Here is a 12,372-nt window from a genome sequence, read left to right as displayed (position 1 = left end):
GGCAGGCGTTCCGCCAGCCTTTGCGGAAGGCTGGACATCGCTCATTAGACCTCGAGGAGCTCGGATTCCTTGCGCTTCAGCAATTCATCAATGTTGTCTGCATGGGCCTTGGTTTGGGCATCGAGTTCCTTCTCCGCCCGCGATCCCTCGTCTTCCCCTGCATCGCCGTCCTTGACGAACTTGTCAATGCCGTCCTTGGCCTTCCGGCGGATGTTCCTGATGGAAATTTTTGCGTCCTCCGCCTTAGCCCGGACCAGCTTGACGTATTCCTTGCGGCGTTCCTCAGTCAGTTCCGGAAGCACCACCCGGATGACGTTGCCGTCATTGGAGGGATTGGCGCCCAGATCAGAGTCCCTCAATGCCCGTTCAATGTCCGAGAGCGCTGCCCTGTCGAAGGGCGTAATCAAAAGCGTGCGTGCTTCAGGATTCTGGAAGGACGCCAGCTGCTGGAGTGGCGTCGGCGCACCGTAATAGTTGACCATCACCTTGGAAAAGAGGGAAGCGTTCGCGCGCCCGGTGCGGACCGTGGCGAAGTCTTCCTTGGCTACCTCAACCGCCTTGTCCATTTTTCCGGTGGCCTCTGACAATGTCTCTTCAATCACGATTTCTCCTTTGGTGCCGCTTCCGGTTCAGTTCCTAATCCTAGTTCACGGTGAACGCGTGGCCGGGCAGCCTGCGGGGTGCGAACAATCCTCATTCGTCAGGGGGAAACCACTGTTCCAATGGTCTCGCCGAGAATGGCCCGGGTGACGTTGCCTTCACCTTCCATGCCGAAGACCACCATGGAGAGGTTGTTGTCCTTACACATGGTCATGGCGGTTTGATCCATCACGCGGATGTCCTGGCGCAGCGCGTCATCGTAGGACAGGTTGTCGAGCTTGCGGGCGTCCGGATCCTTCCGCGGATCGGCTGTGTAGACGCCGTCGACGCCGCTTTTGGCCATGAGCACCACATCTGCGTGGACCTCAAGAGCCCGCTGCGCAGCGACGGTGTCGGTGGAGAAGTAGGGCAGCCCGGCTCCAGCACCGAAGATGACCACCCGGCTCTTTTCGAGGTGCCTGATGGCCCTCCGTGGGATGTATGCCTCAGCGACCTGTCCCATGGTGATGGCGCTCTGCACCCGGGTCTCCACTCCTGCCTGCTCCAGAAAGTCCTGAAGGGCAAGGCAGTTCATAACCGTGCCGAGCATCCCCATGTAATCGGCGCGTGAGCGGTCCATGCCGCTCACGGATAGCTCCGCGCCGCGGAAGAAGTTTCCTCCGCCCACGACCACGGCCACTTCCACCTGACCGACGGTGGCCGCGATCTGCTTTGCGATTCCCCGCACAGTCTCCGGATCAACGCCCAGCTTGCCGCCGCCGAAAACCTCGCCGGAGAGCTTCAACAGCACACGGCGTCTTCCCGTCTCCGTGCCGCTTTTACCCGTCTTATAGCTGTCCATGGTGCCTCCCCGGCAATTGTGCATGCGTTGAAAGTCTGTGCTTCACACCGGTGTGGTGTGTCCGCAGGTACGGACAAGACGAAGGGGTGGTCACCGCGGTGACCACCCCTCCATCATGTCAAACAATATGCAAGCGATTACAGGTTATGCACCAACCCGGAACCGGGCAAAGCCCTTCGCTTCGACGCCGGCATCGGCCAGAACCCGTGCTACGGACTTCTTGGCGTCCTTGGCGAACGCCTGGTCAACCAGCACGCCCTCCTTGAAGAAGCCCGTCAGGCGGCCTTCCACGATCTTGGTCAAAGCGGCCTCAGGCTTACCTTCGGCGCGGGCAGTCTCGTCAGCGATCCGGCGCTCGGTCTCCACCAGCTCTGCGGGGACTTCCTCCCGTGTCAGGTAGGTCGGCGCGTAGGCGGCGATGTGCACGGCCACGTCATGCGCGGCTTCCTCAGCTGCGGAGCCATTGCCGTCGACGGCAAACAGCACTCCTACCTGGGCGGGCAGGTCTTTGGAGGTCTTGTGCAGGTAGGCGTCAACAATTGCGCCTTCCACACGTGCCACGCGGCGGATGTCGACCTTCTCCCCGAGCAGTGCACCGGCTTCGATGACGTGTTCGGACATTGGACGCCCGTCCACGGAGTGTGCGAGCAGCGCCGCGACATCGGCTGCGCCGGATTCCGCGGCTGCCTCGAGCACCTTGTTGGAAAACTCAACGAAAGGGCCCGCCTTGGCCACGAAGTCGGTTTCACAGTTGACCTCGACCATGACGCCCACTCCACCGTCGACCTTGGCAGCAACAAGGCCCTCGGCCGTTGAACGTCCCTCGCGCTTGGTGGCACCCTTGAGGCCCTTGATGCGGATGAGCTCCATGGCCTTGTCCGCGTTGCCGTCGGCCTCGTCGAGCGCCTTCTTCACGTCCATCATGCCTGCGCCCGTGCGCTCACGGAGTGCCTTGATATCAGCGGCAGTGTAGTTTGCCATTTGAACTCCTCAGATAGATTACTTCTCGAAGATATGCGGGCCCCGGACTGAAGCCTGGGGCACATGGAAAGGGGTGCGGGATTATGTCCCGCACCCCTGTGGCTTTGATTACTTGCTGTTGCCCTCAGCTGCTTCCGTGGAAGCAGCTGAGGCGGCGGGGGCTTCGTCTGCCTTGGCAACAGTCGCCTCGGCTGGGGCTTCTTCGGCTGGGGCTTCGGCGGCGGGGGCTTCAGCTGCCTTGGCAACAGTCGCCTCGGCGGGGGCAACAGCTGCTGGAGTTTCCTCCGAACCGGCTGCCTCCGGTGCTGTGGCAGCAGCCGCCTCGGGGGCTGCGTTACCTTCCAGCAGTTCGCGCTCCCACTCAGCCAACGGCTCTTCAACAGCTGCGGCGTCGTTGCCCGACGCGCGGTTGTTGCGTGCGATGAGGCCTTCGGCAACGGCGTCGGCCACAACGCGGGTGAGAAGGTTGACGGCGCGGATGGCATCGTCGTTGCCCGGAATCGGGAAGTCGACCTCGTCCGGGTCACAGTTGGTGTCCAGGATGGCAACCACGGGGATGTTGAGCTTCTTGGCCTCGTCAATGGCGAGGTGTTCCTTCTTGGTGTCAACAACCCACACGATGGACGGTGCCTTGGTCAGGTTCCGGATTCCGCCAAGGTTGCTCTCCAACTTGGTGAGCTCGCGGCGCAGGAGCAGCATCTCCTTTTTGGTGTGTCCCGATCCGGCGACGTCCTCGAAGTTGATCTCCTCGAGTTCCTTCATCCGCTGAATCCGCTTGGACACGGTCTGGAAGTTGGTCAGCATACCGCCGAGCCAGCGCTGGTTCACGTAAGGCTGGCCGACACGCATGGCCTGCTCTGCGATAGCTTCCTGAGCCTGCTTCTTGGTTCCAACAAAGAGAACCGTCCCGCCGTGGGCAACAGTTGCCTTGATGAACTCGTAGGCGCGGTCGATATAGGACAGCGACTGCTGGAGGTCGATGATGTAGATGCCGTTGCGCTCGGTGAAGATAAATCGCTTCATCTTCGGGTTCCAGCGACGGGTCTGGTGGCCAAAATGTACGCCGCTGTCGAGCAGCTGACGCATAGTAACGACTGGCATGCCGTTCCTTTCCTAGGGCAGTTTCAACCTCAATAGTGAGGAGTCTGCCGGTTAACGGTTGATAGTGATCCGCACTGTTTGGCGGTTCTCCTGGTGCCCGTCAGTCCTGTAGACACATGCATCCAACCGGATTGCTCCGGACCGTAGGATGCGCGCCGTATTGGATCTCCCGGAGGAGAAGACAATCGGATCGGGGCACGCGTAGTCAGCTACCGAAGCCGGGACAGGTGTAAGAACACAGGTTCAGGCACAGCAAACTGCTCCGATAAGTGTACTACAGCAACACAGACGGTCCGCACCGCACGCCTCCCGTTGAAAGGCCGCACAGAGGCAAGCTCCCTGGAGTTATCCACATAGCGTTGATCGCACGGGTTAACCCTTCGATCGCAGTGGAAACTGAGTACATGTTGCACCTGCCACCACGTTCTTCCTCCGTCGGGGTCCGCAAGCTCTCCCGGATGACCACACCCGTTTTCCTGGCCGCGGCTGCGCTGATGTTTCTGGTGCTGCCAGGCACAGCGTCTGCGGACAGCAGCGTAGGCCAGTGGCAGTGGCCCGTATCCCCCGATCCTGCTGTCCTACGGCACTTCGAGCCGCCCCCGCAGAAGTGGATGCCCGGGCACCGCGGGGTTGATCTTGCATCGGTTGAAGCGGGCGGAATTCTTAGTCCCGCCGGCGGCGTCGTGGCGTTTGTCGGAACGGTGGTCGACCGTCCGGTGATCACACTGGATCACGGGGATGGTGTGCTCAGCAGCTTCGAACCAGTGTCAAGCAGTCTGGTCAAGGGCGAGGAGGTCACTGAGGGCCAGGTGATTGGCCAGCTCAGCACCGAAGCGCACTGCCCGGTGGCGTGTGTCCACTGGGGAGTCCGGCTGAATGGGGAATACGTCAACCCGTTGAACTATGTTTCGGACCGCCGCCCGTCCATCCTGCTGCCCCTTGACGGGTGAGGACGGGCGGGCGGGATGGGTGAGGATGGGTAGGCGGAACAGGTGAGGATGGACGGGCGGCTTCCCGTGGCTGCTAGACGAAGGCGGCAATACCGGTTATTGCGCGGCCGGTCACCAAGGTGTTGATCTCGTAAGTACCTTCGTAGGAGTAGATGGCCTCGGCGTCGGAAAAGATCTTCGCCATCTCATAATCAGTGACGATGCCGTTCCCGCCGAAGATGCTGCGCCCAAGCGCGACGCTCTCGCGCATCCGGGCTGTGGTGAATGCCTTGGCCAAGGCGGACTGTTCGTCCTTTGCAATGCCGTCATCCTCGAGTTGCGCGAGGCGCACCATCATCCCCATGGAGCTCACTGCGTTGCCGAGGATCTGTACCAATTGCTGCTGGATCAGCTGGAAGGACGCCAACGGCCTGCCAAACTGCTGCCTTTCCACCGCGTACCGGCGGGCGACATCGAAGGCGGCCAGTTGCTGGCCCACTGCCTGCCACGCCACCGACAGCCGCGTGATCTTGAGGACTTTATTGGTGTCCTTGAAGCTGTTGGCGCCCTTGAGATGGAAATCATCGTCAACCACCACGTTTTCCAGCAGGATGTCAGCGTTCTGGACGGTCCGGAGCGCAATCTTATTCTCGATCTTGGTGGCCGTGTACCCGTCAAGCGAAGTGTCCACCAGGAAGCCCTTGACCTGGTTGTCTGCCAGGTCCCGGGCGTAGATGACCACCCAGTCGGAGAAGGTGGCATTGCCGATCCAACGCTTGGCTCCGTTCAAGATCCAGGTGGCGCCGTCGCGCACTGCCGTGGTACGGGTTCCGCCGGCCACGTCGGAACCCCCAAGTGGTTCGGTCAGGCCAAAAGCGCCGATCTTTTTCATTGCGTAGATGTCCGGAAGCCAGGCTTCCTGCTGCTCAGGCGATCCCAGCGTTTCGATCGAACCAGTGAAGAGCCCGTCGTGTACCCCCATGAAGGTGGCGATGGACGTGTCAGCCCTGGTGAATTCCGCGTGCAGCAGACCGGCGTAAAGGTTGGAGAACCCCTGCCGGCGGACCGGGCTCATGACGTCGAGTTCGGCCATTTTGGGGATCAGTTCCTGAGGGAATTCGCCCTCGTTCCACCACCGGGCCGCGTGCGGGCGAACCTCGGCGGCAAGCCATTCTCGCACCTCACCCAGGCGGTCACGTTCCTTGCCGGTCAACAACGACTCGAAGGCATAGAAATCGCCGTCCGCATAGGGAAGATTGTTGGCGTCGATGGCAGGCTTACCCATGGATTAGTTTCCTCACTGTGATCCCGTCAGCCGCATATTGGCGGCTCAGCGTCAACACGCTCACCCGCAATGTTACCCGCAATGTTACCCGCCAGTAACTTAGTTCACAATCGCGCGCGTGCACTCAATAGATTCGGCGCACACAATGCCGAACATTGCACCCGAAACCGTTCAGCGCTCCAGACATTTCCAGTGCGCCAGCCGGTTTCGAGTGCGCGGACCGGCAAGAGGTACAAAAAACCCCGGCAGTTGAACTGCCGGGGTTCCTTGCTCGTAGGGCTGCTGGGGCTTGAACCCAGGACAAACGGATTATGAGTCCGCTGCTCTAACCAGCTGAGCTACAGCCCCGCGGCTCCCGCCGGAGCAGGGCCTGAATTAATGCACGGTCCATTCTAACGGCAGCTTGGGACGCCACAGTCACCCGGCTGGATGACGGCCTGAATGAACCACAGGAGCACGGAGTCGGCAGGTGACCGCACCAACATTTTCAGCCCGGAACGGGCGTCCCACAAGGGACACCGTGGCTAGACAGTTTCCCGTTCATGCGACTCGCCGTAGTAGAGGCTCTCGAAAGTCGTAAGCGTGGTGCCGATTCCATGGCGCTCCACCATGGCGCGGCTGACCTTGCCCATTCGCTCAAGCTCGGCCGGCGGCAGGGATACAACCTGCCCGATCCGCTCCGCAAGTTCATCACTCCGGTGGGGTGTGAAGAGATAACCGTTTCTGCCCTCCTCCACCAAGTGGGGCAGAGCCATCGCATTGGCCAGCAGGACGGGGGTGGACGCGGACATCGCTTCCAGGGTCACCAGAGACTGAAGCTCAGCGGTGCCGGGCTGGCAGAAGATGGTTGCCCGAAGGTACGCGAGGCGCAATTCCTCATCGCTGATCAGGCCCAGGAATTTGATCCGGTCGCCAAGTCCAAGGCGTTCCACCTGTGCCTGCAGTGCGGGCTTGACCTCGCCGCCCCCCACGATTTCCAAGTGCACGTTCAGATGGGCCGGCGTCTTTGCCACCGCGTCGATCAGCACGTCCACGTGCTTCTCCTCAGCAAGCCGGCCAACAAATAGCACTGTGGGATGATCGGACGTCTCCAGCATCTCGCCCGGCTTCAACTCATAATCCGCCGAGTCAATTCCGTTTGAGAGCGGGAGAACCTTGCGCAGAAAAGCGTGCTGGTGCATCGCCTTGGCAGCCAGGGGCGTTGGAGTTGTGACCACGGCCGCTCTTCCCATCACCTTGCCCATGTCGCGCCATGAATTCTTAGCCAAGATGTCCTTGAACCACTGGGGGAAGGGCAGAAACGGATTCAGGTTCTCGGGCATGAAATGATTTGTGGCAACCACCCTGATGCCGCGCTTGACCGCTTCGTAGAGGGTGTACTCCCCCACCATGTAGTGGCATTGGATGTGAACAACATCGGGCTGGACCCGGTCAAAAAGCAAGCTGATCTCTTTCTTGATCTCCCAGGGCAGGCAGATACGCCAGTACTCATGGGTTGGGACGCCATGGGACCTGAGCCGGTGCACCGTCCATTCCCCGCCCGGTTCCGTGTAGCTTTTTCCGTTACGGGTATTGGGGGCCAGTACGTGGACATTATGGCCGCGCGCAGTCATCCCCTTGGCCTGCCGGTATCCGAACTGCGCCGCACCGTTGATGTGGGGCGGGTACGTGTCTGCGGCAATAAGGATGGTGAGCGGCATTCTTTGTGCCGGGTCTGTCACTTCAGTGTTCCCCAAGTCTTCCAGCCGGTGGATATGCGTCAGGCGGACACTACCGCCGCGTCTCTTTTCGGCGCTGAACCACATCAGGATGATGCCGGGACAACGCGATGACCCCCACAATAGCAACGAACGCTGCTACTCCCATGGATATCGCTATGACAGATTCCACGTTGGGTTGCAGCTCACCCAGAACGACAATGCCGACGGCGATTCCCACTATTGGATCAATGACCGTCAGGCCAGCTATCACCAGATCCGGGGGACCCGTGGCGTAGGCACTTTGCACAAACCAGAAACCGAGGGCTGCCGCCGCAACGATCGCAAGGAGACTGTACGGCGGCACGTTCAAGAGGAACCGACCGTTGGGATCGAGCACGTGCGTGGCAATGATCTTGGTCAGAACGGCAACAAATCCGAACAGCACGCCGGCTCCAAGGATGTAGGCGAATGCGCCGAGCCTCCGTTTGAACATCACTGCCAATGAGCCAAACAGTGCCACGGCGGCAAACAGCAGCAAAACCGCCGTCAGCTCCTGATGAGGCAGGACAACGTGGTCTTTGCGCGTGACGTTCACGGCAAGCAGGACAAACAGGGCGCTCCCGCTCACGCAGGCGGAAATCGCTACGACGGTGGCCCGGTTGATCCTCACGCCCTGATCCTTGGAATTCACAATGGTGGTGATCACCAGCGCAATGGCGCCGATCGGCTGCACCACGGTAAGGCTCGCCAGGCTCAGAGCAATGACATTCAGGACCATTCCAGCACCCAGCAGCACCAAGCCCAACACCCAGCGCGGGTTGCCGAACAGCCGGATGAGGCCGCGCGAATTCAGCGAAAGTCCGCCGGTGTTGGAACGCACGGCACTGCCCTGACGTTGCGCTCCCACCGCAAGGAAACATGCGCCCAGCAGCGCCAGCCCGATTGCTAGCCAGGCCATGCGCCAGCTTTCGTGAGTCCGTAAACCGGAGAGGACAGCATAGGGTCAGGCGTCATCGACCGCGCCCTCGCCGGGAACCGGGGTCCGCTCCGCACGGTATTTCCGATGAGCTGCGGTGAAATACCCGTAGAAGGCGATCAGGTGACCCACACAGCCGATGATCAAAATGATGTGCGCAGTGACAATCAGCCATTCCTGATTGAAGCCCGGTACCCGATGGAGCAGGAGCATGGGCGAGCCGACCAGCAGCAGCGCAGTGCGAATTTTGCCCACGTTGGTGACCGGCAGATGCAGTGGACCCCGGAACAGAATCAACGCATTGAGGATGAGGATCGTGTCAGGGATAACAATGGTCCACACCAGCCAGGCCGGAGCCACTCCGTCAACCACAAAAGTTATGGCGATGACGATCAGGGCCGTACGGTCAGCCACCGGGTCAAGCCATTTGCCCACTGAGGAGACCTGGTTGAATCGCCGTGCAATATAGCCGTCCACCCAGTCGGTGGAACCCAGAACCACAAGGGTGATCACTGCGGCCGCATACTGCTGCTGGACGATAAACCACACAAACAGCGGAACGCCGAGAAACCGGACCACCGTGATGATGTTGGGTATGGTCCAGAAAGTGTCCAGCTCTGCAGCTTCCTGCCCTGGCCGTCCCCCGGCGCCAATAAGTCTGATCACTATCCCTCCGCTCCCATTATGCAGGCAGTGATGACGCTATCGGGTTATTTCCCTGGCTACCTGGTCATCAGCCTTCGGACCATGACTGCAATCGCGGCTGCCGACGCCGCGACGACGCTCAGTGGCTTCCACCGATCTGCCAGGGTGATGTTGTGCCTCGCGGGCCCAGGTGTTGCGGCATGGCTTTGACCCGTTGTGGAAGCGGCTGCTTCCTTGGCTTTGGCTGCACCCTCGCTGGCCTTGGCTTTTGTCTTCGCAGAGAACGCGCGCCAGCGGGTCTTGAAGTCCAGGCCGCGGTCCAGGTCATCGCGGGCTTCGGCGAGGTGGTCGCGGCGCCGTCCCGAACGACTGCGGAGTTCAGCGTACGACGGCGCGGGCGGCTTCGGGGCGCCGTCGGCCTTGTCTTTGGGCTTCTTCTCTTCCTTGGGCTTCTGCACATCGAGCGTGGCCGGGTCGAACCGGCGGCCCTCCTTCAGCACACCGATGTCGTACTTCACGCCACGAATGGCATCCACTGGCATCAACGGCAAGGTTTTCTTGAACCGCGCCAGCCCGATGAGCGCCGCAATGACGGCGATAATGAGGAACAGTGCCGCAACACACAGTGCCGCGAGCCACGGCGGCATGATCGTTGCGAGTCCCATGATCGCAGCGACGATCAAGGCAATGACGAGGAATGCCCCGAAAACCAGGGCAACTGCAAAGAAGGCGGCCGCAATTCCGGCCTTAATACCCTTCTGCTTCATCTGCTCCAGCGCAAGCGAATACTCGTCGCTGAATTGGCGCGGGGTGAGCCGGGCGAGGAGCCTGATTAGCCCAACTACCGATGGTGTGCCGTTGGAGCGTTTTTCCCGAGTGCTAGCCGAGCTGTCCATCCGCCCTGCCTCCGTCCACTAGTTGTTCAAACCCTAAACCTGTTCCTAAAATTACCACTGACCCGCGCCCGAGTGTTTTCCGGATGCAGGCACCACTCCACCCCTCAGCGCGCAGCAAGTTCATCTCGGTCTTCCAGTTCGCGTCCGGCGTACTCCGTGAGCTGGGTTTTGACGAACCAGAAGGAGAGCACCGCAAACGCTGTGAACGCCGCATACATCACCCATAGCCCAAGGTTCCCGCTGACCCACGGGAACGCCAGCGTGACAATAAAGTTGAAAATCCAATTGACCATCGCGCCAACGCCGAGCGCAATGGAGCGGATCTTGTTCGGAAACATCTCGCCCAGCGTGACCCACATGACCGGCCCCCAGGTGGCGGCGAAGAAGATCACAAACAGGTTGGCTCCAACGAGGGCAACCGGGCCCCAGATTCCGGGGAGGATGATGTCCTCCCCGGCTCCGCTTGCCTGGAAGAATGACACCGTAGCTGCCAGCAGCCCCACGAACATTCCGGCCGAACCTGCCAGGAGCAGCTTCCGCCGCCCTATTCTGTCCACAAAAAGATGGCCACGAAAGTCATGGCAACGTTGATGATGGAGGTGATGACCGACGTCGTAAATGAATCGCTTTCGCTGAAGCCCACGGACTGCCACAACGTTGTGGAGTAGTAGAAGATGGCGTTAATGCCGACCAGTTGCTAGAAAGCGGCTATGGCCATTCCCACCCAGAGGATGGGTTGGAGACCCAGCATCGGCCCGCGCAGGTCCCGATAGCTTGTTTTGTCCTCAATGCGCAGGCTTGCCCGAATCTCATCCAACGTCCCGGCGGTCTCTGCAACGCCGGTCACCCGCGAGAGGATGCGCGCGGCGTCGTCATCCCGGCCTTTGCGGATCAGGTACTGCGGTGACTCCGGAATCATCAGTGCCAGTACGCCGTAGACAATCGCCGGCAGCACACCGACCAGCAGCATCCAGCGCCAGGCGGCCAGGCCCCACCAGAGCTCGTTCGCGGCGCCCCTGCACTGTTCGCGAGGAACGCGTCGGAAAGCAGGGCCGCGAAGATTCCCACGGTGATGGCAAGCTGTTGGACGCAGCCCAGCCCGCCCCGCCATTTGGCCGGCGCGATCTCCGCGATGTATCCGGGTGCTATTACCGACGCAATGCCAATGGCCAGCCCACCGGCCAGGCGCCACAGCATGAGGTCCCATTCGCTGAAGGCAAAGGCGGATCCCACTGAGTTGAGCGCAAAGAGAATGGCCGCGGCGACCATGATCACCTTCCGGCCCCACTTGTCCGCGAGCTCGCCAGCAAACCAGGCGCCCGCGGCGCAGCCGAGGAGCGTAATCGCAACCGTGAACCCGAGCACCGCTTCACCGAGGCCAAAGTCCTCCTGAATGGCGTCCACGGCACCGTTGATGACGGCCGTGTCAAAGCCGAACAGCAGTCCGCCCACGGCGGCCGCGACCGTAACTCCGATAACTTTGGCGGTGTGGGGACGGTTCAGGCTGTCCGGGGCATTACTGCCGCGGGAATTCGTGGCCACGCAGGGACTCCTTTGATTGATCGCTTCATGTCAGACTACGTCAATAGCAAGCACCCTTAGCAAGACGCCGCTGTCCAATAACCGTAGGATAGAAGAGGTGATGATTCGCCGCGGCACCCAAGGGATTTGATGCGCTGCCGCAAATCCCGATGGAAGCCCCCGCAGCCCGCACCCGTTACATTCCCTTTTGGCCAGCAACGTCGCTGCGGCACTCCCAATCCACAAGCCATCCAGATTTGTCCAGTGAGGTTTTAGTTGAGTACGATCATCCATCCAGGCGCAGCACTGAGCAGGCGTGAGAAGCTCATCTACGTGCTGATCCTCGGCGCACTCACTGCCCTGGGTCCCTTCACCATTGACCTCTACCTGCCCGCCTTCCCTGCCTTGCAGAGCGACCTTCAGGTGAGCGAGGCTGCTGTGCAGCTCACTCTCACCGGCACCATCATTGGCTTCGCCGCGGGGCAGTTACTGGTTGGCCCGCTCAGCGACAAGGTGGGCCGGCGGCTTCCGCTGATCATGGCGACAACCCTGCACGTCGCAGCATCGCTCGGCGCCGCACTGTCCACGGACATCACCATGCTGATGATCTTCCGTGTGCTCCAGGGCATGGGAGCCGCCGGCGGCGGGGTGGTGGCCATGGCCATGATCCGCGATCTGTTCAGTGGCTACCCGCTGGTCCGGATGCTCTCCTACATGGCGTTGGTGAACGGGATGGCTCCGATCTTTGCGCCGGTCATCGGTTCCCAACTGCTTATTGTGATGCCGTGGCCTGGCATCTTCTGGTTCCTTGCCGGCTACGGGCTGCTCGTGATCATCGCGGCGTCAGGATTTATTGTCGAGACCCTTCCCGCCGACCGCCGTAAGAGCTCAGGCTCG

12 protein-coding genes, 1 tRNA gene and 1 pseudogene are annotated in these 12,372 nt (G+C 60.9%); 2 read left to right on the top strand and 12 right to left on the bottom strand.

Annotation, left to right across the window (positions count from 1 at the left end; all coding sequences use genetic code 11):
• Positions 1 to 44: 44 nt before the first annotated feature.
• From frr to rpsB, 4 genes are all read right to left on the bottom strand, one after another.
• Positions 45 to 602 carry a ribosome recycling factor gene (gene frr / locus Y708_RS0114530; protein WP_028280489.1) on the bottom strand — a complete coding sequence of 186 codons (558 nt, stop codon included), beginning with the start codon at positions 600 to 602 and terminating at the stop codon, positions 45 to 47.
• A gap of 98 nt (positions 603 to 700) precedes the next feature.
• Positions 701 to 1,441 carry a UMP kinase gene (gene pyrH / locus Y708_RS0114525; protein WP_028280488.1) on the bottom strand — a complete coding sequence of 247 codons (741 nt, stop codon included), beginning with the start codon at positions 1,439 to 1,441 and terminating at the stop codon, positions 701 to 703.
• Between the two features lie 144 nt (positions 1,442 to 1,585).
• Complete coding sequence (gene tsf, locus Y708_RS0114520) at positions 1,586 to 2,422, bottom strand: translation elongation factor Ts (RefSeq protein ID WP_028280487.1); 837 nt, start codon at positions 2,420 to 2,422, stop codon at positions 1,586 to 1,588.
• Positions 2,423 to 2,530: 108 nt separating this feature from the next.
• Positions 2,531 to 3,523, bottom strand: coding sequence for a 30S ribosomal protein S2 (gene rpsB, locus Y708_RS0114515; RefSeq protein ID WP_028280486.1), 993 nt, complete (start codon positions 3,521 to 3,523; stop codon positions 2,531 to 2,533).
• 458 nt (positions 3,524 to 3,981) lie between these two features.
• Between rpsB and Y708_RS0114510 the strand changes: the two genes are divergently transcribed.
• Positions 3,982 to 4,473, top strand: a complete 492-nt coding sequence (locus Y708_RS0114510; protein WP_081746825.1) for a M23 family metallopeptidase — start codon at positions 3,982 to 3,984, stop codon at positions 4,471 to 4,473.
• A 73-nt stretch (positions 4,474 to 4,546) separates the two neighbouring features.
• On the opposite strand, the gene Y708_RS0114505 is transcribed toward Y708_RS0114510, so the two are convergent.
• The 8 genes and pseudogenes from Y708_RS0114505 to Y708_RS31540 all read right to left on the bottom strand — a co-directional run bounded on the left by Y708_RS0114505 (position 4,547) and on the right by Y708_RS31540 (position 11,496).
• Positions 4,547 to 5,737: an acyl-CoA dehydrogenase family protein gene (locus tag Y708_RS0114505; protein ID WP_028280484.1), complete on the bottom strand. Its 1,191-nt coding sequence runs from the start codon at positions 5,735 to 5,737 to the stop codon at positions 4,547 to 4,549.
• A gap of 274 nt (positions 5,738 to 6,011) precedes the next feature.
• Positions 6,012 to 6,085, bottom strand: a tRNA-Ile gene (locus Y708_RS0114500).
• 176 nt (positions 6,086 to 6,261) lie between these two features.
• On the bottom strand, positions 6,262 to 7,458 hold the full coding sequence (locus Y708_RS0114495) for a glycosyltransferase (protein WP_028280483.1): 1,197 nt from the start codon (positions 7,456 to 7,458) through the stop codon (positions 6,262 to 6,264).
• A gap of 49 nt (positions 7,459 to 7,507) precedes the next feature.
• Complete coding sequence (locus Y708_RS0114490) at positions 7,508 to 8,395, bottom strand: DMT family transporter (RefSeq protein ID WP_028280482.1); 888 nt, start codon at positions 8,393 to 8,395, stop codon at positions 7,508 to 7,510.
• 45 nt (positions 8,396 to 8,440) lie between these two features.
• Positions 8,441 to 9,079: a CDP-alcohol phosphatidyltransferase family protein gene (locus Y708_RS25270; RefSeq protein WP_081746821.1), complete on the bottom strand. Its 639-nt coding sequence runs from the start codon at positions 9,077 to 9,079 to the stop codon at positions 8,441 to 8,443.
• Positions 9,080 to 9,135: 56 nt separating this feature from the next.
• Positions 9,136 to 9,954 carry a phage holin family protein gene (locus tag Y708_RS0114480; protein ID WP_028280481.1) on the bottom strand — a complete coding sequence of 273 codons (819 nt, stop codon included), beginning with the start codon at positions 9,952 to 9,954 and terminating at the stop codon, positions 9,136 to 9,138.
• A gap of 104 nt (positions 9,955 to 10,058) precedes the next feature.
• Positions 10,059 to 10,924 (bottom strand): annotated as a pseudogene (locus tag Y708_RS31545) (MFS transporter).
• Entirely contained in the window at positions 10,873 to 11,496 is a 624-nt protein-coding gene (locus Y708_RS31540) for an MFS transporter (RefSeq protein ID WP_343212978.1), read from the bottom strand. Before Y708_RS31540 ends, Y708_RS31545 begins: the two are co-directional and overlap by 52 nt.
• Positions 11,497 to 11,751: 255 nt before the next feature.
• Between Y708_RS31540 and Y708_RS25260 the strand changes: the two genes are divergently transcribed.
• Positions 11,752 to 12,372 (top strand): MFS transporter (locus Y708_RS25260; protein WP_035776471.1); only part of this gene is annotated, 621 nt, incomplete at its 3' end.

The organism is Arthrobacter sp. H5 (genome assembly GCF_000520595.1).
Taxonomy (GTDB): Bacteria; Actinomycetota; Actinomycetes; order Actinomycetales; family Micrococcaceae; genus Arthrobacter_D.
The sequence above is the reverse complement of the archived record's forward strand: the minus strand, read 5'-3'. Positions and strand labels throughout refer to the sequence as shown.